Origin of the sequence: Halobacteriovorax sp. JY17 (genome assembly GCF_002753895.1) — a bacterium.
GTDB lineage: Bacteria > Bdellovibrionota > Bacteriovoracia > Bacteriovoracales > Bacteriovoracaceae > Halobacteriovorax.
In genome coordinates, this window is record NZ_NJER01000002.1 from 697,577 (window position 1) to 719,239 (window position 21,663).

The window sequence follows — 21,663 nt, forward strand, 5'->3', positions numbered from 1 at the left end:
TATCATGGAAGTAATTATTGTCGGAGTGGCCGGAGGAAGTGGTTCTGGTAAGACAACATTCGCGAGAAGACTAAGAGAAAAGCTTGGCGAGAGTGAGTGTTGTGTTCTTGGACAAGATAGTTACTACTTTGATCAATCTAATAAGTTTGATCATGACGGGGGATCAGTTAATTTTGATCACCCGGAATCTCTCGATTTTGATCTTCTGGCTAAACATCTCTCTGAACTTAAAAAAGGGCACTCAATTGATGTGCCAGTGTATGATTTTGCGACTCACTCTAGAAGTTCAGAACCTGAACGAATGGAGCCGAGAAAGTATATCTTTGTTGATGGAATCCTTATTTTTTCTCAGCCTCAAGTTGTTAAAGAGTTAGACTATAAAATCTTTATTGATTGCCCCGAGGACTTAAGGTTCGAAAGACGTCTTCATCGAGATATTCATGAAAGAGGAAGAACAAAAGAAGGGGTGAGAAATCAGTTTTACAAACAAGTTAAGCCAATGCATGACTTATTTGTAGAGCCTTCTAAGACTGAAGCCTGTGATATTATAAATGTCGAAAATTTTGTAGAGAAGGTCGATAAATGGGGTGAGAAGCTAGTCTCTACCCCTTAGATATTTCTAGTAAGTGCAAATTATTTTAAACTCTTGGTCATCAATTGTTACGATACCTTTTTGAGTATCACGTAAGAAAGTTCTCTTGGCCTCAAGTTTTACTCTTGGAAGATTAAAGTTATCATCAAGAATAAGCATCTTTAGAGAATCTGCATCACTCCAATAATTAACTAATTGTTCTTTATTTAAGATTATTGATTCACCTTTTAAAGTAATATAAATATCACCGATTACTGGGTTACCATACATTCTTGCTACTGATGCTTCGATGGTGAACTCGGCATTTTTTGATTCACAATAAACTGAACCTGTTGCAAATGTTTGAAAAGAAACAAGTGATACAATTAGAACTGCTAAAGCTTTCATAAATTCTCCGTAGAAATGATTTCTTCGCTTATAGCAATTTCTAGAGAGGAACTTGAGAGAATTGTAAAATTTATCTAGGTGAGATTCTTATTTCTTAATATATTTCCACATCGATTCTTCCTTCTTTGGAAGGAGTTTGGTGGCATATGCTCTTTCTTCTTCTGTTACTTTTAGATAACCACGATCATAATTCCATCCGAATCCCCAGCGGTAGTCAGTCTTATAATCAGGAATGCCTCCAACGGCGACACCTAGGTACATGAGAATTCCCATTGAAGCTGAAAAGTGTTCTTTAACACACATTCGAAGCTTATCATCGGCCTCGAATTTCTCTTCTTTGGTACCGCCAAGCCAGTAGGCCTTATCATGATTAAAACAGCAGATAAGCCAAATATTTGGTTTATCTTTTGTGCCATCTGGCCACTTGGAGCATCCATCAGAAAAGAAGGGATTGAGTTGCTTAGTGATAGGCTTTTTTAGCTGCTCTTGAATATCCTCTCTAGAGGTTGGAAGAATTGCGCATGCGGAAAGTAGAAAAAGAAGAGTCGAAATTTTAATTCTTGTAAGGATCTTCATTCTATCTACTCTACAAGGAACTCTTCATTAAGAGGATCTTCTGGAGCAAGAATAAACTTACTCAAGTCTAGTGGATTAAATATGAACTTAGGAGCTCTCACTCTATAGAAAATTCCGCGCTCATGAGTGTGAGTCGCCAAGACATTAGTCTTAGAGACAACTTTTGAATGAGCTTCCCCTGCTTCATAAGGAACAAAGAGGTCATAGTGGTCTTGCTTATCTAAGAAGTAGTTGATGATACTTGATTTTAGATTAACCATGTCTTCTTTATTGTAAGTCGAAACTAAATGACTATTAGGAGTCGCTCTGACAATCAACTTTTGCCCCATTGGGTCAGGGTGAAGATCTTTCTTGTTAAAGACAATCATTTGTTCTTTATTATGAACTCCCAGTTCTCCAAGAACTTGTTGAGTCACTTCAAGATGCTTCTTGTAGTGAGGGTCAGAAATATCACAAACAATTATCAAAAGGTCTGCTTCGATTGCCGATTCTAGTGTCGTTTTAAACCCATCAATAAGTGTGTTCGGTAAATTTGAAATAAACCCAACAGTATCAATAAGAATCATATTTGGTTTTGTATCAGGGTTTAACATTCTATAAGTTGAATCAAGAGTCGCGAAGAGCTTATTTTCTTCAAGAACTTCAACTCCGCAGAGTCTATTCATAACTGAAGACTTCCCTGCATTTGTATAGCCAACGAGGGCAGCAGTTACTGCTTTATTTTGTCTTTTCTTCTTTTGTTGTTCTCTAGACTTTCTAACTTCTTCTAATTCTTTTTTAAAGAACTCAATTCTCTCTCTAACGATTCTTCTATCTAGTTCGATCTGTTGTTCACCTTCACCACCTCGGACACCAATACCACCTTTTTGTCTTGAAAGGTGAGTCCAAAAACCTGAGAGTCTTGGAAGTAAGTATTGAAGTCTGGAGATTTCAATTTGGATCTGAGCTTCTCTTGTTCTTGCGTGTTGAGAGAAGATTTCCAAAATAACGTGACATCTATCTACAACAGAGAGCCCTGTTAGAGTTTTGATATTTCTAATTTGAGATGAAGTGAGTTCACAGTCAAAAACAAGAAGAGAAGAACCTTCTTCCTTCGCTGCTTCAGCAATCTCTTTAATCTTTCCTGAACCTAGGATTGTTGCAGGATCTACGGACTTTCTATTTTGAACATAAGATTCACCATTTTCAATACCAAGTGTATTTAAAAGCTCACGAAGTTCGTTAAGGGATCTCTCTGTATCTTTCTCGGTACTGTGTTCTTGAAATTTAGGGCACACAAGTGAGACAAGAGAAGCTCTGGCATCTTTTGAAATATGGAATTCATTATCTAGCATATTGTATCTTTATTACTTGGTTATCAATTAGTCTTGTTTCACCTATTTTAAGTGCACCTAAGATAACTGCTGAGTCTGTTGTAGGAGTTATTTCCTGTAAACTATCACTATCTAAAATTTCTAAATATTCCCATCTCTGATCTCTTATTTTATTTTCAAGAACTTCATTGAGACTAATACTTGCATCTAGATAGCTTTGGTTTGTTAATATATCAGAAATTTTAGTTAATGTTGTATTTAATTCTAGGGCCTGCTCTCTTTCTTCGTTACTCAAGTATTGATTACGGCTAGATTTTGCAAGACCAGACTCTTCTCTAATAATAGGCATTGTTTTTATTTGGACAGTTAAGCCTAGATCACGAGTCATCTTCTTAATAACAAGTTGCTGTTGAAAATCTTTCTGCCCAAAGTAAGCAATAGTAGGAGAGGAAATTTTGAATAATCTATAGACAACTGTAGTTACCCCATCGAAGTGGCCTGGCCTTGAAGCGCCACATAGGTTTTCAGTTAGGCCAGTTATTGAAATTGTTGTACTAAAGTTCTCGGGATAAATTTCTGCTGAGCTACTAGGCGCGAGAATCAAAATGTCTTTCTCAATCGAAAGAGTTTCAATTCGCTGAATATCTTGCTCTAAAGTTCTTGGGTACTTTTCAAAATCTTCATTTGGTCCAAATTGAAGTGGGTTTACAAAGATAGTGACAACTGTAAGATCATTCTCTTTAGATGATTCACTAATTAAGCTTAAGTGACCTTCATGTAGATTTCCCATTGTAGGTACTAAACCAATACTTTTATTTTGCAGGCCTTCTCTAAATGATATGAATTCATCTACTTTAGTGAATAACTTAATCATATTAATTCCTGAAGAACTCTTTGTGAGAGTTCTCTCTTTGTGAGTTCGCCGTTAAAGAAGATCTGTCCGTCTCTAAGCAGGCTATAATTTGCTTGATCGGCCTCAAAACCTTTCACTTCTTTATCGCTATTTGTTAATCCACTTGAAACATGAGTTCCAATAAGAAGGTCTACTTTCTTTCTATTCCACTTCTCTAGGAGAACTTCTTCTGTGAGGTTTGTCTCAGCAGCAAAGCCTATGACTTTTAAGTTTGGGTTTCTATTCTCTAGAATACTCTTTAAAACATCGGGTGCAGTAGATATTTTTAAGGAGTCACTTAATTGATTCTTTTTAAGCTTTGAATCGCCTTGAATGAATTCAATATCAGAAATAGCTGCTGCAGATATATAGGTACAAGCATCTTTCACTGACTCAAGCGCTACTGCAAGTAAGTCTCTTGTTGAGACAACTCTTATGAGTTTAAAGTTTGGATGTGCTATGAGTAAGTCTAATTTTGGCGTTGCATTCTTTCCTGCAATTACTTCAACAGAGAAACCGCTCTTAAGTAGCTCCTTGGCCATCTCATAACCAGTCTTACCACTTGAAGCATTTGTTAAATATCTCACAGGATCGATACTCGAAATAGTTGCTCCTGTTGTAATAACAACCTTCTGATTACGTGAGTTAAAATTAATCGTTTCAATTAACTCGCTAATGACTTCAATAGGAGCGAGTTTCCCCGCACCGATATCACCACATGCAAGTTCCCCGCTAAGTGTTGGAGCAATAAAAACCTGAGGTAGAGTTTTAATTTTTTCTACTAGTTCAAAGTTCTCTTTAACAAATGGATGTGTGAGCATATTTGTATTCATGGCAGGAAAGAGAAGTATCTGCTTACTCTGATCGATGGCCAAGAAAATTGATGAGAGCAGATCGTTAGCTGCGCCATGAGCAAGTTTTGAAAGAGTATTGGCCGAGAGTGGAGCAATGACAAATTTATCTGCCCACTTTGCTAATTCAATGTGAAGAACCGTTGAGGCTCTCTGTTTTTCATGAGGATACTTGAAATCATCCATTGAACTGAAGACTTCTTGAACGCCAAGATATTTATAGACTTGTGGGCGCACAAATTCCTCAGCTCCTTTAGTTAGAACTACCTTAACTTCATGACCGTTATTAACTAAAAGCCTTGCTAAATCAAATGTCTTATAAGCAGCAATAGAGCCGCAAACACCCAATAATACTTTCATATTTCTCCAGTAGGGGGGTTATAGGCCTAGTGAGTTAAATTGAATAGACGCCTGATGTTAAAGTTATGTAATTTTGATAGGTTAGATTGAATGAATCTGACAAAATTCTGGTGAAATGTTATAATGGCTCCAAGTACTAGGAGTATTATATGAACTTTGGAAAATTTACAGTTGTAAGTGATAGAAACGTACAAGCTCTTGAGGAAACTCATGAAGAGATGATCTTTAATTTAGATCATATTGTATCGGTTAAACCTATTAAAATTCCTATGGCAGAGAAAGTTATTGATGGCTTTTGGATTAGAACAACTAACGGGAAGAAGTACCGAGCAATCTCGGCACCAGATGTAATTAAAGACTTACTTCATAATTAGCAAAAGTCTTAATAGACTTTTGCTTTTGCTTGAATGAATGAGTAGTAGAAAACAGCATTTGGATCACTGGCAACTTGTCTCATTTCTTTCTTCATTTCTTCTACTACTTCTTTTGTTACTCGCTCCGCTTTGATTAATTGCTCAGAAGCTGAAAGTAGAAGTTCATGCCAGAAGTCGATATATTCTTTTCTCTGTTTTGGTCTTCTATTATCTAAGTGCCACGTCACAGTTTCTACATGAATATCTTTAAAGCCTTGTTGAAGAAGTAAATTTCCTAGTTTCGCTCCAACGAATGGATCGCCATTCATATCATATTGATAATCGTTAAAGGCCATCCAATACTTCCATACGTTTGGTGAATATGGATCTAGTAGAAATGAAGAGTTTAGAACTTCTGTAATATAGACTGGAGAGCCAGGTCTTAAAACTCTTCTTACTTCACTTAATACTTTCGCTGGGTTTGGAATATGCTCAAGAACCCAACAGAGAAATCCACCATCAAATTTTTCGCCTTCGAAGTCCATGTCGGTAGCATCCATTTCTTGGTACTCATAACGTCCTTCAAACCCTCCAAGAGACTTAAGATAATTAGACGCGGTTTCTAACTGTTTGTCAGATCTATCAATTCCTGTAACTTTAAGCTCAGGGAATCTTCTAAGAAGAATTTCTGTTTGAGCACCAACACCGCTTCCAACTTCTAATATATTCTTCTGCTCAGAGAAGTTAATGTCTTTATAAACAGTGTACTCAGAAAACTTCGCTTGCTTTGCTAGTCTTAGTTGTTCAGTATTGCTAAAACCGTGAAGGTATGGAAAGTCAGTTTTTTCATTCATAGGGATTCCTTTAAGTTGTTCTCTATTAGATATAAGTATATTTCATATAGAGCGTAGTGAATGAGATTTTTTTCAAAAATAATATTCCCTTCAAATGAACTCTCTAAGACCTCATTAAATAAGGAACTATTTCCACCACTTAAGTATATTTGATTTACCTTATGCTCTTTTAAAAGTTTTTCGAGCCAGGCAATCTGAGAATATTTCATGGCATTTTCAATGGCAGATTTCGTAGAGCCTGGTATCGCAAGATCAGGAATAATGGAGTTCGTATCTTGAATCAGAGGAAGCTTATCTCCACTTGAATAAGACTTTAAGAAAGTTTGAATTCCAGGAAAAATATAACCACCTTTCATCCCGTCATCTTCAATGAAATCGACTGTCGTAAATGTTCCAGCATCGATTAAGAGAGTGAGACCTTGAGATTTCTTTTTGTAGACATAGAAGCCTTGGTGTAGGCGATCTTCTCCCAGAGTCATTTCATAATTTACGGGCATATCAAGAAAAGAATTTTCTTTTCTAAATTTACTGAGAGAAATATATCTTAATCCACTTAAGTTCTTTGAGGGACCCACGCTTGATGCGATAGATTCAATTTCATTATTGAATTGGAAGTCTCTTAGTGGGCTAACAAAGGCTAGCTCTCCGTTTTTGAAGACTCCAACATGAGGGTGGCTATTGCCATTATCAATGGACTGAAGGTTGTACATTATTCTTTGCTGTCTCTTGATTTTTTAAGAGATAAGTTGAAATTAATTCTTTCTTTGTTTCAAAGAGATTTGCAATTGGAGTACAAAACTTAGGAGGTTTATTCGGCCCCATTTGTAACAGGTCATTTAGTACGAGTACTTGTCCATCGGTTTTATGACCAGCTCCAATTCCAATTGTTGGAATGGATAATTTATTTGTAATAAGAGTTGCGATATCTTCTTTTACACACTCAAGAACAACGGCAAAAACACCTGCGTTTTGAAGGTCTAGGGCCGCCTTTAATAATTTATTGGCAGACTCTTCGTCTTTTCCATGAACATAGTATCCACCAAGCTCATGAACTGATTGAGGAGTGAGACCAATATGTCCCATTACAGGAATTCCAATTTGAGTAAGTCTTTCAATCAATTCTAGTTGGTAAGGAAAAGCACCTTCTAATTTGATTGATTCAACATTTGAATATTGGAAGAGTTCTGTTGCGCTTTGAATTCCTTGCTCAATTGTTGAGTAAGAACCAAATGGAAGATCTGCAACGATAAATTTATTTGGAGCACCTCTTTTTACAGCGGCAGAGAAAACTTTCATTTCATCAAGCTTAACAGGAACTGTTGTCTCGTATCCAAGCATCACATTTCCAAGGCTGTCACCAACAAGAAGGAAGTCTACTTCTGTTTCATTTAACATTTGCGCAGATTGAAAATCATAGCAAGTTAACATTTGCAGAGACTTCTTACTTCTTTGAAGTTTATGATTTTTAATTGTTAAAGTCGTTAGCTTCTTCAAAATAAGACCTACTTGTTTATAAGTTCAGGTGCAAGTTCTCTGTGAGTTTGAGTGAGCTCTTCATTTGCCCACCTCTCTAATACACTAGAACGTAATTTATTGAAATCAAGACCTTTACACTCTGTAAAAAAATCTTGATTCCAAATATCACTCAGTAGAGAATCTAATTTCTTATGGTAGCCTTCGTCAAATAGAAGCTTCTGGGCCTTTTCACCGCCTAGTAGAGCGTTTGGGCTTATAAGCTTGAAGAACTCCTCAGGACCCATCTTCACCATTGCGTCAGCGATGAGCTTTACTTCTAACCAGCACTCTAAGTACGCGATTTCACGTTTAACACCTTTTTGTCTCAATTTATTGTAGGAATGTAGGGCTCCGTAGGGCAGGAGAGAGCAAAGTAGTGATTGTTCGCTAAAGAGGTCTGCATTTGTTTCTTCTAGAAAAGTCGTTTCATAAGGGCCGGCAGTAATTCCGATATCTCTTGCCACCGCCATGAGAAGTTCTTTGGCCTCTGCTGATTCTTCTGCCGAAATATCTTCAAGAGAATAAGCGGCTCCAAGTTTTCCTTTATTTTCATATTGAAAGCGAAGCTCACTTGCAATGGCCTTAGGAGCGAGAAGTAGATGATTTAATTTTGGGAAGTTCTCTTTAAAATTAAAAGCAGTATAGCTATATCCGTGAGCATAAATAATATTTGTGCCGACTTCGAGTTTAGAGGCTATCTCTGTAAGGGTTTCAAGATGTGTGTGGTCTGGAGTGAGAAGGATTAAAATAGGTTTACTAAGTTTACCAATATTTAAAAGAGAGATTAATTCAAATCCTTTCTCATTAACGATGGGAATAGACTCTGAGTTATCTCTTAGAGCGATGGTAACTCTTCGACCGGAGTCTCTAAAATTATGTGCCCAGGCCTTAGCCTGAGAACCGTATCCGATGATTACAATGTCATTCATTTGCAACTTCCCTTTGTGTAGCCAAATAGTTATCATTGGTATGTCGTTTTATCAATTAAGGTCTGTACTTGTGAAAGCTATTATCTACAATAATCACCAATTATTTGCAGCTGGAGAGTGGGAGAAGATGAGTCTCAATAGAGGACTATTCTTTGGTGAGTCTCCCTTTACGACTTTAAAGTTAAGTGACGGTGTTTTCGAAGCTCTAGAATTTCATCTTAGGCGATTATCGCGCTCAATTTACTTTCTATGGAATGTCGACTTTAAAGATTTTGAAGAGAGTTTGTTAAAAGGATTAAAAGAGCTCTACGAAGAAAGTGGCGATTTTTATTTCAGAATAACTTTTGTAAAAACACTAAATGAAGAAGTTGATTTCTTTATTTATAAACTTCCTTTTGAAAATAAAGAAGGAGATCTTAATTTAGAGATCTCTAAAGTTATTCGTGGAAGAACGAATATTCCAAATTATTTAAAAGTTGGAAATTACCTTGAATACTCCTTGGAACTTCGAGAGAAGAAGTGCTCTGAGCTCGTTTACTTTAATTTTGAAAACGAACTACTCGAATGTGGTACAAGTAATATATTTCTAGTAAAAGATGAAAAAGTTTTAACACCTGCTCTCATTCCTGGAATACTTGACGGAGTAACACGCCATCTTCTTTTAGATTTTCTAAGGGCTGAGAATCTTTCAGTTAGAGAGTGTAGCCTTAGTCTTGAAGATTTAAAAAATAGTGATGAGATTTGGCTAACAAATGGGCTTAGAGGTATAAGGGCTGCAAGCTCTTTATCTGGTGAAGATTTGTCGAATAAATTATTATTAAAAATTAATGAGAAGTTTAAAAAATTTGTGAGAAATTATGGTGAAGCAACAGCTAGAGGTTAAGTGCCCAAATTGTAAAAAGAAGTTTAACTACTACGATAGTGAGCATCGTCCATTTTGTACAGAACGTTGCAAAATGATCGATATGGGGCATTGGTGGAATGAGAGTTATACTGTTCCTGTAAAAGGTAATCCAGATTCAGAAATGGTTATTGATGAATTTGAAATAGATGAGAGCGATCAAGGATTTGGTAATTTCTACGATGATGAAGAACAATAAGAAAAATATTTTAGATGCCCTAAATTTTGCATTAGACCTGTCTTATAGCGCAGGGAAGATACTTTTGAAGTATCAGACAAAGTTGAGCTCTCTTGAGATCACAAGTAAACAGGCCCAAGGGGTTGCTTCAACTGCAGACCTTGCTTCTGAAAAATTTATCATGAAGCAAATCTCTAAGAAGTATCCTAATCACGATATTCTTGCTGAAGAAAGTGCCTATGCTCAATTTGGCGATGCTAAAGAAGCTTATCAAGTATTTAAAGAACGTGAATGGACTTGGGTTATTGATCCACTTGATGGAACAAATAATTTCTTAAATGGATTAGATTACTATGCTATTTGTATTTCTCTTCTTCATTTTGGTAAACCAGTTCTCGGTGTTGTTTATAGACCTTCCAACGGAGACTGCTATTACGCTAGCTCTTTTGGAGAAAGTCGTTTCTCTAATTTAACAAAGTCTCCAAAATCTAAAAAACTCTTTTCAAAATCAAATAAGAAGAAATTAAGTGAGGCCATGCTCAGCACTGGCTTTGTTACCGAAAAAGGAAAGTGCTTCGACACAGAATTTGACCAATTTGTTCAGATAATGAAGAAATCTCGTGGAATTAGAAGAATGGGAAGTGCTGCCCTTGATCTCTGTCTTGTTGCTAGTGGAGTGTTTGACGGTTTCTGGGAAAGTGGACTTGCGCCGTGGGATATGGCCGCTGCAGGAATTATTTGTGAGCAAAGTGGAGTGAAAGTAACAGACTTTGAAGGTCGGCCATTTCAGCCTTTTACCGCCTCAATTTTAGCGGCGAGACCCCCTTTTTATAAAGAGCTTAAGTCTCAGTTTAAACGCTAAGAATTAATGTTCACCTGTTGACAAAAATTCGCAGCACTCTATAATTTTAAGTAGATATAACCTATAAGTATTCCAAGGATGGAAGCGTGACAGAGACGATGAAAAGGTTCGTAAGAGAAGTAGCTCAATTTAGTGATGAGACTCTTATTATTACCTTGTCTATTTTAGTTTTAGTATTAGTGATTCTTGTGGCCTATTGGCACTATAACAAGAAGAAGTTTCACCAATTATCTCACCAGATACCAGCAAGTGTTTTAAAGACTTATTTGGATTCAATTATTCAAAATTCTACTTCTCTTAAGTCATCTCTTTTTAGAGGTGGGGGATTAGATATCGGTGAAGGAATTCCTTCGGTTGTTCCTGTTAGAGATTTACCTCCAGGAAATGTATCTGTTAGTGGTGATAGCTCAGAAGAGCTAAATCAAAAAGTTGCAGAGATAGCCTCTCTTACTCAAAGGCTTTCTGATAAAGACAGACAAATTACTGAACTCGACAATAAGTTGAGAGACGCTCAAGCAGCATCTTTAAATGCTGGGGGAGATTCATCAGAAGAAATTAAAATTCTTCAAGATGAGATTGAATCTCTAAGAGCTCAGTTGGCAGCTGCAGGAACAAATTCAGGAGCAGGGGATAATGATGGTCTTGCTGCAGAACTTTCTGCTGTTACGAAAGAGAGAGATGAATTAAAAGAAAGACTCATGGAATATGAAATCATTGAAGAAGATCTTGCAAATTTAAAAAGACTTCAACAAGAGAATGATCAATTGAAGAAAACAATTGCGGATCTTCAAGCAGACGGTCCTGCTGCTCCGGTTGAAGAGCCGGTTGAAGAGGCAGAGCCTACTCCTGAGCCTGTTGCGGAAGAGATTCCTGAAAGTGCCCCAGAGGAAGAAGACGATGAGGATTTAGAGGCACAAATGGCTGCCGCTATTACTGAATCAATGCCTGAGGAGGCTCCTGCACCAGCTGCTGCGGAAGCCGCCGTTGACGATGTTCCTGTTAATGATGGTGAGCAAAAATCTGCTGAAGAATTACTTTCTGAATTTGAAAAGATGTTAGGTTAATAAATTTAAGGATGAATATGAAAAAAATAATTTTACTAGTTCTATTATCTTCTTCACTTTCATCCTTTGCGAGCGTTGATGCAAAAGCAACTGATAAAGTAATTACAGAGTCTTTATTAAATAAATTTTCAAAGAAATCTAATAAGAAAGATCTCATCGCATTAAAAAAAGAAGTCATGTCCCATAGTGGAAAATCTGTACCAGCCTTAGTTCAAGTTATGAAAAATGGAAAGTATCCTGAAAAGAATAGATGGGTAGCAACATTTATGCTTGGAAAAATTATGGGAAAGAAATCAGCCCCATTTATTTCAAAATTTCTAACACATCCAAGCTGGGTCATGAGAATGGCCTCTCTTAAAACTCTCTTGGCCTTAAAAGGAGTAGAGTATAAGAGAAGCTTTAGTAATGCTTTAAAAGATAATTCATTCATCGTTAGATCTCAGGCTCTGGATAATATCTCTAAACTTGGCCTACGTAGCGAAGCCCCTTTTGTTTGGCAAATGCTCTATGACAAGAGAAACTACTATGCACCTAAGAAGGGAAGTTCTAAGAAAGAAGGAAACCTTAAGAGGACGAATCTTATTAAGAAAGCAATCCTTACAGTTGGTGATTTAAAATTTGAAAAAGCAAAAGTACCACTTCTGTCTATGATTCAAAAAGATAAGTATAAAGATATTTTTTCTGAAGTTAATACTTCTTTAGAGAAGATAACTGGTAAGAAATCTCCAGAAGGAAATAAGCAAGTAAAGCTTCGTTTTTGGAAGAAAATCGAAGTAGCAAGTAAGACAATTTAGAAGGCTTCTTCAAGTTCTTTAGATTTCTTTTCTTCAATCTTTTTAAGTTTATTATCAATTGAAATGACTCTATCTATTCTATAGAGAAGAGAGTTCTCTAGGATTCCATCTGTCCTAACAACTTTCCAACCTTGAAGAAAATCTTGTTCAACCATCTGTCTCTTAAAAACTGTAACCTTTGCGACTTCTCTCGTTCCGCTAAAACCTTTAACAACGTTTACAATTAGTTTAAACTTTGCAGCCTTTACAGCATCTCTACTTCCAAACGAGTCAGCGAAATTCAATTGTAGTGTGTTATCAATCCACCTTGTCTTAATAACTCCAGCTTCTTGATTTTGAAGGGCCAAGTCATATTTTTGCATGATCTGTAGTACAGCTTGCCAAGTTTGATTATAAGTAGATTTAAATAACTTTGAAGGAATTTCAAACTCTTCAGCAATCTCTTGAAATTGTTGGTAGCTGGAACATCCGCTAAAATTAAGAGGTAATACTAATAAAAGAAGAAAACTTCCTCTTTTTAATAGATTTTTGATAAGAATAAGATAATAAAATTGTTTTAACATTGTTATAATTTTAACTCAGATAATTTATAGACCCAAGAGAATATTGAGAAAGTTATGAGTAAAATAGAAATATTAAGAGATGTCCTCAATTTAGAAGCAAAATCTATCGAATTAGCTGCAAAACGCTTGAATGAAGAGATGATTTTAAAAATGGAGAGCATTTTTGAAGAATTAATTCAAACTGGTGGCGATATTGTCTTCTGCGGAGTGGGGAAGTCAGGACTTATTGGAGCAAAACTTGCTTCCACATTCACTTCTCTTGGACTTAGATCCTTTCTCTTACATCCTACAGAAGCTCTTCATGGAGATTTAGGAAGAGTTAGAGAGAATGATGTCATCGTCTTCTTATCAAAATCTGGAACAACAGAAGAGATTTTAAAAATTCTTCCTTTTCTAAAGTCTAAGAAGTCAAACTCGGTTGGCTTTCTTGGAGCTGTAAATTCACCAATTGGAAATGAATGCGCTGTCGTATTTGATTGTAGTGTTGAAAAAGAGGCCTGTATTAATAATCAAGCTCCAACCACAAGCTCAACTGTTGCACTAGCAATGGGAGATGCTCTTGCTGTCTTCTTTGAACATATGGTTAATCTTTCAAAAGAAGGCTTTGCCCAGAATCACCCTGGGGGATTTCTAGGAAAGAGTCTTCGTATGAAAGTAGATGATTTAATGTGGAAAAGTAGTGAGTGTGCAATTGTAGAATCTAGTGCGACTCTAAAAGATGTTATTCTTGAAATGACAAATAAACCTCTCGGCGCTTGTGCGGTCATAGATAAGGACAAATTTATCGGTCTTATTGTTGAGGGTGATATTAGACGTTGTCTTTCAACAGGCACAGGAGAGCTCTCTATTTCAGTGAGAGACTTCCTAAATAAAAGTCCAACAACTGTAACAAGAAGTACCCTAGCTTTTGATGCTCTAAAAGTAATGGAAGAAAGAACAAGTCCTATTGCTGTGGTTCCAGTATTAGAAGAGAAAGAGTTCTTTGGATTTATAAGACTACATGACCTACTAAAAGCAGGCCTTAGTCCAAATTCCTAGTTCTTCTATTTAGAATTAGAGAAATAATAATCAGAGTCATTACGATGAAGAGAGTCGGAAATAATCCATATTCTTGATAGAGAGTCTTTCCTCTCTCTTTAGTTTTTAATTTTACGTCTTGAATAACTTCTTTAAAGAGAGGACTTCTCTCTGTTTCACTTCCGTCTTGATAGATAATCGAAGTTATTCCTGTATTAGTCATTCTCACTATTGGTATATCAAATTCGAGGGCCCTCCACTTTGAAAGGAAGAGGTGTTGTTCTGGTTCAGCAGTTTCTCCGTACCAGCTATCGTTGGTGAGATTGATTAGAAAGTCGGGCTGAGTGTCGAGAGAGTTTAAGTTATCTTTTATAAATGATGAAAAAAGTATTTCGTAGCAAATTGCTGCACTAAATGGTGTTCCCTTATTTGTTTTAAAAAGAGTGTAATGATCTCCACTGGCAAAGAAAGAAATATTTTGTAGATACTGTGAGAGGTACTGGTTGAAAGGTCCAAACGGTAAGCCCTCTCCAAAAGGTATTAATTTCATTTTATGAAAGCGCTTCTTTAGAGTTCCATCAATTCCAAAGTGAAATGCAGTGTTGTACTCTGTTTGAAAATAGTCACTATTTTCACTAGAAGATTTATCGTAGCCACCTGTGAAAACTTCAGCATTGGTTATCCTTGCGACCTCTTTAATTAATTTAGGAGTATATCTCGCATCATTTTCCATTTTCATGGAATTCAAGAGCCTTGGATATGCAGTCTCTGGCCAAATGATTAGGTCAATTGGTTCAGTGCTTGTTACTGTACTTAGTCTTAGGTATCTCTCGTAAACTTCATCAAAGGCAAAAGGTTTCCCACTTTCAGAATTCACTTTTACAAAGTTACCTATATTGGCCTGAACGAGTCTTAGATTGTGGGAGACAGAATCTGTCTCATCTGTTTTCTTTAATGGGAGAGCGAAGTTTGCAATGAGGAAAATGAGAGAGGAGAAAATCGCTAATTTATCGAGCCTTGCATATTTAAGTCTATGAGCAATAGTAAGGGCTAACCAGAAATTTATGAAAGAAAAGAGTGGAGCACCAAAGAGAGGAGCTAGCCCTAGATAAGGAGCAAAGCTTAGCCAACTATGTCCCATGTGAGCAGGAAATTGCTGAGGAGTAAACCTCTCTACCAGTGTAAGCGCGATAGCGTAAATTATATGTCTACTTGATATGGAAGAAACAAGTGAGGACGACTTCACAGAGAACTTCTTGTAAAGTCTGTGTCCTAGAGTGAATAGGATTAAATGCGGACAAATTATTAAAGAAAAGAAAACTCCAAGCATCCAATTAATAGGAAAAGGTATTTCCCCAAAAACTTTTAGGGTTTCAGGAATCCAGTAGTAGCCAAGCGTATTGTATCCAATTGAGAATGAAAGAACACTTAGAATATCTAACCATATAGAGCGCTCCATCATTTCTTTCTTTGTAAAAGCAAGTGAATAAAGAAGAAGAGACATTCCTATAATTGTTCCAAGTGGGAATGAAGGAGCAAAAGTCATAGGGAATGCTGTTGCATAAATTATTCCTCCAATGAGGGGAATAAAAATTGTGACGGTCCATTTACTAGAAAACGGAGAACTCATATTTATCTCTTTTTTAAGTTTAGTTTTTTAAAATGATACTGTTCAAACAAGAAATTGCCAATTTTGAATATTTAATAGTACAATTTTATTATGGAAGTACAAATCGACCCAAGGAAGGGTAATTCAAATTTCTTACATACACCAATAAAAGAGATACAGCGCTGTCACCAATGTGATTCTGTATTTATAGATAACGGTGAATGCGAAACTTGTGGTTATCAATTAAATTTTGATTTTCTAGGCGACCCTCTCGGAGAGAAGAGTTTCTATTCCATTAGGGAGAGCTATTGGGAGAACCTAGGACCCCTAACAAGACTTCATGGTGACTTAGAACATTTCGATCCCCTTAACTTTAGTAGATATAAGAGAAAAATGTTTATGAGGTATAATATCCTCTTAGATTATTTCTATAATAGAAGTGAATATAGGGTTGAGGATAGAAATTTATATCTTCAAGAATTCACAGACTTGATCATAGAACTTATAAAGTATGGAGTCAGTGAAGATGAGCTATGGAAGAATGTTGATGAATCCTCTAAGCTTCATTCAATCTATGCAAAGATTCATGAGTCAATTGAATGTGCCAAACTAGAAAAAGAGAACTCACCGTCTCTTGTCTTAAGTCTTCTCGATTATAGGGTGTTTGGTCTGATGAGGGTTGGTGTGATAGCTATTACGTTCTTTGGGGGACTAGGTCTCGTTGCAGCTGCGCTATCATTCTACCGGTATATGTTATTTAATTATTAATTTGCTCTTCTTAAAAAGATTTTTCCTTCTTCAGTCTTCTCATTAAACTTTTGAGCGACTTCTCTTTTTACTTTTGAATCAGCAGCAATATTTGTTGGCTGATTTGATTCTCTTGTAAATTCTGCTGCCATCTGGTGAGCTTTTGAAGCATCTAGTCTTCCACCTGAAGCGCATTTTGTTGTAAGAGTAATTTCTTGTTTTGCTGATTTCTTGATAATCATTTTTAAATCTTCTGCAGACAGTTGTGGGTAGTGAGACTTTATTAGTGCCGCTACTCCTGAAACAAATGCTGTTGCCTGACTTGTTCCTGTTAAATATCCAGATCGGCTATGTGGAAGAGCTGATTTAATTCTATACCCTGGTGCCGAGATATCAACAGTTCTCTTTCCGTAGTTCGAAGAAGAGAGTATTTGCTTGCTTTGGTTGTGTGCAGTTACAGTAATAATATTCTTTAGACCATAACTTGCTGGATAGTAAGCATTGTCTTTATTATCAATATTTGATTCTTCATTTCCTGCTGCCGCAACAACTAGGATTCCTTTTTCTTCGGCTTTCTTTAAGATTTCTAGTTCTCTTCTATCTGGCTCTGGTCCACCACCTGAGTAGTTTATAACATCAACACCCATATTTACGGCGTAATCAAGGGCCTCAATTGTAGAGTTTAAGTTGTCTTGTCCATTAGCGTTTCTATTGTAATATTTTAAAGTAAGGATTTGTACTTTTGGGAATACACTTTTTACTATACCCGCTACGTGAGTTCCGTGACCGTGGTCATCGTTAGGCTTATTTACTGCAGTTCTTCCTTTGGAGAAATCGATTCCATAATTAAGAAGGCTCTCGTGTCCTTGAAGGACATGAATATTCTTCTTTAAGAATGGATGTTCAGGATCAATTCCTGTATCTATTACAGCAACAACAATATCTTTCTTCTTCTTGAAATTTCTCCAAGCTTCTATCAAGTTAATAGATGATGTTTTATTGTCAGGATCAATTCCCCAGCTGGCATAAGTAGATTTAAGTAAATTGAGGTCTAGTGATTCGGCATCTCTAACAACAGCTTCGCTCGCCTTGAAATACTTCTTCTTTGTAACCTTCTTTAACATTTCTTGGCTTAGACTAGATTTTCTAGACTTTCCAGCATCTGCCAAAGCAGAATGAGAAATGAGGCTTAGTGATAGGCCTAGGCTTAGAAGAACTGTAACGAGTTTTGGTCTAAGTTGTTGTGACATTAGATGAATCTCCATCGCAATAATAATCAATTTTTTTAGAAATGTCTCGGTTGAGAACACTTCAATAGTCTCTTTTAATATAAGCAAGGATTGGGCCAAGCTTTAGCCTATATAAACAGAGGGTTAGGGTAGGGAAAAAGGGAGTCTATTGTCTAAGCTTATGAGAGGTGTATAAAAACTAGTCACTTTAGGGGGAAGGGTGTTTAAAAGTTAACAGGTCATTTTGATGACAATATGGATGTGCGAATTGACCCTAGTTTCACTATGAGTCATCTAAAGTGCTAGAATTATATAACTAAAATTGGCATCTCACTTGCTTCATTAATAGGTGTGATCACGGATGGATCACGCTAAATAAGAACAAGGATGTAGAAATGAAATCAGTATTACTATCACTATCATTTATTTGTTCAATGCTCTTTTCAATGGTCTCATGTCAGAGCCAGGGAACTCGCTCACTTCCAACACATGAAGAAATTAGTAATAAGATTATTTTTAGAAATGATGCTCGAATTGAACAAGAACTTTCTCGGATGTTGCAAACAGCAGCAAAAACTCAAGGAGCTAAGTTTGTTCAGGCCCAGTTTAATTAAGCCACTTTAATTGAGAAGTAGTGAGCAAAGCTACCCGCTAGAACAAAGAGATGCCAAATGGCATGGGTGTAAGGGATTTTCTTTAAGGAATAAAAGATTACTCCTATGGAATAAAAAGCTCCGCCTATTCCCAACCATTTTATACTTTCACTTGAGAGTGAAGTACTAACCTTTGGCCAAAAGAGAATAACAATCCAACCCATTAAGAGGTAAGTTGAGGTAGAAATGAGTTTATTACTCTTTTTTACCTTCAGCTTATATATTGTTCCAAGAAGGGCAATTGACCAAACGATAGCTGTTACAAGCGTTCCCGTTTGTCCCCCCACTTTAATTAACATAAGTGGAGTATAGGAACCTGCAATTAAATAATAAATACAAATATGATCAAATTTCTTAAAAAGCTTTTTCTTATCTTCGCTCTTTGCCAAATGATAGAGTGAAGAAGAAGTGTAGAGAGCAATAAGAGAAAGTCCGTAGATGAGGTAGCTTATAATCATCGTAGGGTTGTCTGAATTCAAGCCTTGAACTAGTAGTGATACTAGTACGTAAATTGAAAGAACTACTCCGAGAATGTGTGTTAGGGAATTAGCAATTTCTTCGTTAGCTGTATAGCCACTTATATTTCTAGTATTCATAGAGTTACTATAAACTATTTCTTAAAGATAGGCAGGGGAGAGAGCTGGTATTACATTTATTTTACTTAAAAAAAAGGAGCAATTAAATTGCTCCTTTTATGCTTATTCTTTAATTTTAGAAATTACCCAATTCGTCCAAATCTACTTTGCTCACGCTCTTGTTCTTCAGCGTGAGTAATACAAAGAGTTGTCCATGGTTGATTTTCAAGTCTTTTACTTCCGATAGGATCATCACAATCTTCACAGAAACCATATGTTCCATCTTCTACACGTTCTAAAGCGGCTTCAATGGCCCTAAGTTTTCCGAGCTCTCTTTGGCGCATATTGAAAGTAACTTGTTGATTTATTACACTTTGAGCTAGATCAGCCTCATCAGCTAGATCATCGCTAGAAATTTGTAGGTCTTCAGTAGACTTTAATAGCCCACCATTAAGAATATCCTGACGTTTCTTTAGTAGAATTTGTTTAAAGTGTTCGAGATTGACCTTTCCCATACTATTCCTCCTTGAATACTTGGCAACAACAAATGGTTAATGTTGAGCATGGTTGGCCCACACAATATTTTAAACATTGCTTGTATACAATACAAGCTAAAAATTATGCAGGGTGAAATAGGAGTTGTATTTAGAATAGGTGATCAAAATACTCGGTAAGGAGGTTTCTATGAATAAGAAAGAAGCGGCAAAGGCCATAGGTCATATTCCCTCTGGTCTCTTTATTGTGGCCACAAATGATGGAGGACGAAAGGATGGGTATCTAGCAAGTTGGGTACAGCAGGTAAGCTTTGAGCCTCTTTTAATTTCTATCGCTATTAATAAGGGAAGACCTGGTTACGAAGCGATTATGTCTGGAAAAACTTTTACAGTAAATGTTGTAGGTGAGCATGAGATGGGTTACTTGAAATATTTCTGGAGCGGCTATGATCCAAGTGATTCACCATTTGATAAAATAGATTGTAGTTTGAGTGAGTCAGGTGGAGTAATACTAAAAGACGCTAAGTCAGTGCTTGAGTGTCGTTTGAAAAGCACAGTGAATCCAGGCGATCATGAAATTATTATTGCAGAGGTGACGGCGAGTTATACATTGAGTGAGGGCGCGCCTATAAAAGTGCACACCCGAACAACTGGGTTAGATTATTAAGGTCGTGGAGGGATCTACTTTTGTTTTAGATCTCTCCAAGACTTTCCTTGTCTATTCTTTGAATTCTTTTGAAATTCATAGACTGCATTTCTATGCTGCTTATAAGTTTCAGAGAAAATATGAGTTCCATCATTCTTGCTGACGAAGTAGAGATAGTTGTGTTTCTCTGGATTTAAAACTGCCTTGATAGACTCTATTCCTGGATTTGAAATAGGACCAATAGGGAGGGCAGGTATTTTATAAGTATTATATTCAGTTCTTTCTAAGAGATGTTTCTTTCTGAGGTTACCGTTGTAGTTTTCCCAGATTCCGTAAATTGTTGTTGGGTCTGACTGAAGCCTCATTTTCTTCTTGAGTCTATTGGTAAAAACTCCTGCAATTTGTGGTCTCTCAAAGCTTGCACCAGTTTCTTTTTCTACAACTGAAGCGAGAATAATTACTGAGTGCTTAGAGAGTTTTGACTTAGAGAAGTCAACTGCTGAGGTCTTATCATTAAATGTATTAACCATTGTTCTAATGACTGTGGACGCTGGAGTATTCTTAGCAAAGTGATAAGTCTCTGGGTAGAGGTAACCTTCAACTCGTGAAGCAGGAATACCTAAAGTTGAAACAAAGTCAGGATTCTTAGAAAGTTTAATAAAGTCTTCTTTATTTGTGATCTTATCGCTTTCTAAAATGTCTGCAATTTGAAAAAGGTTCTTTCCTTCTGGAATTGTCACAGAAATCGTTTGTCCCTTCCCCGTTGTGAGTAGGTCAATTACTCCAAGCATATTAATACCGGGCTTAATAATATAATTTCCGGCCTTGAAGCTATTTAAGCGATTGTAGATCTTATTGTATCTATAAAATAGTTTAGAACTACTTATGATATCTTCAGTTGCTAGGTGATGATTAATCTTTGAAAAGCCTTCTCCTGGCTTTATTACAAAGGTTTTCTCTGGCCCATCATACTTCCATACGGCGATAGAATAATAAATCTGCACTGCTACAGCACTACAGGCAAGAAGAGGAACTAAAACTAAAAATATAAATAGGTGTTTTTTTGTCATAATATTCACAGGATAAAGGGCAATTGCATTCTCGACAAGTGCAAAGAATTTAATTCCTCATAAAGTCTTCAAGAATTATCGTGGCCGCTACTTCGTCAATTCTCTTTGGGTCTATCTTAAAGTTAAATTGAGGAGAGTTCATCATTCTCTCTTCAGCTGCAGTTGAGCTTAGTGTTTCATCTTGTTCAAAAACTTGGATTTCTTTAAAGCGCTCCATTAGCTTCTCTTTAAAAAGCTTTATTCTAGTAGTCATCTCTGACTCATTACCGTCTAAATAGTAGGGAATTCCTAGAACGATTACTTCTACAAAGTCTTCCTCTATAATGATGGTTAGCTCATTTAAAAGTTGTTCATCACTTTGATAAATCACTCTTCCCCTTGCTTGCGGAAAGGGCTCTCTACCAGGACAATAGCAGGCAAGGCCAGTGACTTTGGTTCCGTAATCTATAGAAAGTATATTCAAGCCTTTGAATTTGCTGAAATTTTGATAGTTTTCGAATTCATTCTTCATAGGACTATTTTCTAACGAAGATTCTGCTCTGTGGCAAGTAATATCACCTTGACATATTTACAGGCCATCAAGGATAATGAAGTTACTAAATCAGATATAACTTCCCTCGAAATTTAATACCTAATAAA

At 36.5% G+C, this 21,663-nt stretch carries 27 protein-coding genes; 11 read left to right on the plus strand and 16 right to left on the minus strand.

Annotation, left to right across the window (positions count from 1 at the left end):
- Positions 1-4: 4 nt before the first annotated feature.
- Positions 5-613 carry a uridine kinase gene (gene udk / locus CES88_RS11510; protein WP_290734478.1) on the plus strand — a complete coding sequence of 203 codons (609 nt, stop codon included), beginning with the start codon at positions 5-7 and terminating at the stop codon, positions 611-613.
- A 6-nt stretch (positions 614-619) separates the two neighbouring features.
- Here udk and CES88_RS11515 read toward each other — a convergent pair whose 3' ends face one another.
- The 5 genes from CES88_RS11515 to coaBC all read right to left on the minus strand — a co-directional run bounded on the left by CES88_RS11515 (position 620) and on the right by coaBC (position 4,971).
- Positions 620-979 carry a hypothetical protein gene (locus CES88_RS11515; RefSeq protein WP_290734479.1) on the minus strand — a complete coding sequence of 120 codons (360 nt, stop codon included), beginning with the start codon at positions 977-979 and terminating at the stop codon, positions 620-622.
- A gap of 87 nt (positions 980-1,066) precedes the next feature.
- Positions 1,067-1,555 carry a hypothetical protein gene (locus tag CES88_RS11520; protein ID WP_290734481.1) on the minus strand — a complete coding sequence of 163 codons (489 nt, stop codon included), beginning with the start codon at positions 1,553-1,555 and terminating at the stop codon, positions 1,067-1,069.
- 5 nt (positions 1,556-1,560) lie between these two features.
- On the minus strand, positions 1,561-2,889 hold the full coding sequence (gene hflX, locus CES88_RS11525; protein WP_290734482.1) for a GTPase HflX: 1,329 nt from the start codon (positions 2,887-2,889) through the stop codon (positions 1,561-1,563).
- A complete protein-coding gene (panC, locus tag CES88_RS11530; RefSeq protein ID WP_290734483.1) occupies positions 2,879-3,742 on the minus strand; it encodes a pantoate--beta-alanine ligase in 864 nt (287 codons plus the stop codon). The genes hflX and panC overlap by 11 nt, the downstream gene beginning before the upstream one ends.
- A complete protein-coding gene (gene coaBC, locus CES88_RS11535) occupies positions 3,739-4,971 on the minus strand; it encodes a bifunctional phosphopantothenoylcysteine decarboxylase/phosphopantothenate--cysteine ligase CoaBC (protein WP_290734485.1) in 1,233 nt (410 codons plus the stop codon). Before coaBC ends, panC begins: the two co-directional genes overlap by 4 nt.
- A gap of 149 nt (positions 4,972-5,120) precedes the next feature.
- Here coaBC and CES88_RS11540 point away from each other — a divergent pair, with 149 nt between their 5' ends.
- Positions 5,121-5,345, plus strand: a complete 225-nt coding sequence (locus tag CES88_RS11540; RefSeq protein WP_290734487.1) for a hypothetical protein — start codon at positions 5,121-5,123, stop codon at positions 5,343-5,345.
- An 8-nt stretch (positions 5,346-5,353) separates the two neighbouring features.
- On the opposite strand, the gene CES88_RS11545 is transcribed toward CES88_RS11540, so the two are convergent.
- From CES88_RS11545 to CES88_RS11560, 4 genes are read right to left on the minus strand one after another with little or no spacing between them, the layout of a single operon-like run.
- Complete coding sequence (locus CES88_RS11545) at positions 5,354-6,178, minus strand: class I SAM-dependent methyltransferase (protein WP_290734489.1); 825 nt, start codon at positions 6,176-6,178, stop codon at positions 5,354-5,356.
- Entirely contained in the window at positions 6,175-6,888 is a 714-nt protein-coding gene (locus tag CES88_RS11550) for a type III pantothenate kinase (RefSeq protein ID WP_290734491.1), read from the minus strand. Before CES88_RS11550 ends, CES88_RS11545 begins: the two co-directional genes overlap by 4 nt.
- Entirely contained in the window at positions 6,866-7,672 is an 807-nt protein-coding gene (panB, locus tag CES88_RS11555; protein WP_290734493.1) for a 3-methyl-2-oxobutanoate hydroxymethyltransferase, read from the minus strand. The genes CES88_RS11550 and panB overlap by 23 nt, the downstream gene beginning before the upstream one ends.
- A gap of 8 nt (positions 7,673-7,680) precedes the next feature.
- Positions 7,681-8,622: a hypothetical protein gene (locus tag CES88_RS11560; RefSeq protein WP_290734495.1), complete on the minus strand. Its 942-nt coding sequence runs from the start codon at positions 8,620-8,622 to the stop codon at positions 7,681-7,683.
- 40 nt (positions 8,623-8,662) lie between these two features.
- On the opposite strand from CES88_RS11560, the gene CES88_RS11565 reads away from it, so the two are divergent.
- From CES88_RS11565 to CES88_RS11585, 5 genes are all read left to right on the plus strand, one after another.
- Positions 8,663-9,505 (plus strand): aminotransferase class IV, encoded by an 843-nt coding sequence (locus CES88_RS11565; RefSeq protein WP_290734496.1) that lies wholly within the window; start codon positions 8,663-8,665, stop codon positions 9,503-9,505.
- Positions 9,480-9,722, plus strand: a complete 243-nt coding sequence (gene yacG, locus CES88_RS11570) for a DNA gyrase inhibitor YacG (RefSeq protein ID WP_290734498.1) — start codon at positions 9,480-9,482, stop codon at positions 9,720-9,722. The genes CES88_RS11565 and yacG overlap by 26 nt, the downstream gene beginning before the upstream one ends.
- Positions 9,706-10,563 carry an inositol monophosphatase family protein gene (locus tag CES88_RS11575; RefSeq protein ID WP_290734500.1) on the plus strand — a complete coding sequence of 286 codons (858 nt, stop codon included), beginning with the start codon at positions 9,706-9,708 and terminating at the stop codon, positions 10,561-10,563. Before yacG ends, CES88_RS11575 begins: the two co-directional genes overlap by 17 nt.
- Before the next feature lie 98 nt (positions 10,564-10,661).
- A complete protein-coding gene (locus CES88_RS11580; protein ID WP_290734502.1) occupies positions 10,662-11,627 on the plus strand; it encodes a hypothetical protein in 966 nt (321 codons plus the stop codon).
- Between the two features lie 17 nt (positions 11,628-11,644).
- The gene (locus tag CES88_RS11585) at positions 11,645-12,421 is read left to right on the plus strand and encodes a HEAT repeat domain-containing protein (protein WP_290734504.1); all 777 of its coding nucleotides are present in this window, start codon (positions 11,645-11,647) and stop codon (positions 12,419-12,421) included.
- Here CES88_RS11585 and CES88_RS11590 read toward each other — a convergent pair.
- Entirely contained in the window at positions 12,418-12,984 is a 567-nt protein-coding gene (locus CES88_RS11590) for a hypothetical protein (RefSeq protein WP_290734506.1), read from the minus strand. The genes CES88_RS11585 and CES88_RS11590 overlap by 4 nt on opposite strands.
- A gap of 54 nt (positions 12,985-13,038) precedes the next feature.
- On the opposite strand from CES88_RS11590, the gene CES88_RS11595 reads away from it, so the two are divergent.
- Positions 13,039-14,022 (plus strand): KpsF/GutQ family sugar-phosphate isomerase, encoded by a 984-nt coding sequence (locus tag CES88_RS11595; RefSeq protein WP_290734508.1) that lies wholly within the window; start codon positions 13,039-13,041, stop codon positions 14,020-14,022.
- Here the strand turns inward: CES88_RS11595 and lnt are convergent.
- Positions 14,006-15,631, minus strand: coding sequence for an apolipoprotein N-acyltransferase (lnt, locus tag CES88_RS11600; protein ID WP_290734510.1), 1,626 nt, complete (start codon positions 15,629-15,631; stop codon positions 14,006-14,008). The two genes, CES88_RS11595 and lnt, sit on opposite strands and share 17 nt — an antisense overlap.
- A 90-nt stretch (positions 15,632-15,721) precedes the next feature.
- On the opposite strand from lnt, the gene CES88_RS11605 reads away from it, so the two are divergent.
- Positions 15,722-16,378: a hypothetical protein gene (locus CES88_RS11605; RefSeq protein WP_290734512.1), complete on the plus strand. Its 657-nt coding sequence runs from the start codon at positions 15,722-15,724 to the stop codon at positions 16,376-16,378.
- Here CES88_RS11605 and CES88_RS11610 read toward each other — a convergent pair.
- Positions 16,375-17,607, minus strand: coding sequence for a S8 family peptidase (locus tag CES88_RS11610; protein WP_290734514.1), 1,233 nt, complete (start codon positions 17,605-17,607; stop codon positions 16,375-16,377). The two genes, CES88_RS11605 and CES88_RS11610, sit on opposite strands and share 4 nt — an antisense overlap.
- Before the next feature lie 374 nt (positions 17,608-17,981).
- On the opposite strand from CES88_RS11610, the gene CES88_RS11615 reads away from it, so the two are divergent.
- Entirely contained in the window at positions 17,982-18,200 is a 219-nt protein-coding gene (locus CES88_RS11615; protein WP_290734516.1) for a hypothetical protein, read from the plus strand.
- Here the strand turns inward: CES88_RS11615 and CES88_RS11620 are convergent.
- A complete protein-coding gene (locus CES88_RS11620; RefSeq protein ID WP_290734518.1) occupies positions 18,197-18,835 on the minus strand; it encodes a hemolysin III family protein in 639 nt (212 codons plus the stop codon). The two genes, CES88_RS11615 and CES88_RS11620, sit on opposite strands and share 4 nt — an antisense overlap.
- A gap of 122 nt (positions 18,836-18,957) precedes the next feature.
- Entirely contained in the window at positions 18,958-19,329 is a 372-nt protein-coding gene (locus CES88_RS11625) for a TraR/DksA family transcriptional regulator (RefSeq protein ID WP_290734520.1), read from the minus strand.
- A 169-nt stretch (positions 19,330-19,498) separates the two neighbouring features.
- On the opposite strand from CES88_RS11625, the gene CES88_RS11630 reads away from it, so the two are divergent.
- Positions 19,499-19,975, plus strand: a complete 477-nt coding sequence (locus CES88_RS11630; RefSeq protein WP_290734522.1) for a flavin reductase family protein — start codon at positions 19,499-19,501, stop codon at positions 19,973-19,975.
- A gap of 14 nt (positions 19,976-19,989) precedes the next feature.
- Here CES88_RS11630 and mltG read toward each other — a convergent pair whose 3' ends face one another.
- Complete coding sequence (gene mltG / locus CES88_RS11635) at positions 19,990-21,024, minus strand: endolytic transglycosylase MltG (RefSeq protein WP_290734523.1); 1,035 nt, start codon at positions 21,022-21,024, stop codon at positions 19,990-19,992.
- Positions 21,025-21,073: 49 nt separating this feature from the next.
- On the minus strand, positions 21,074-21,535 hold the full coding sequence (gene ruvX, locus CES88_RS11640) for a Holliday junction resolvase RuvX (protein WP_290734524.1): 462 nt from the start codon (positions 21,533-21,535) through the stop codon (positions 21,074-21,076).
- Positions 21,536-21,663: the final 128 nt, after the last annotated feature.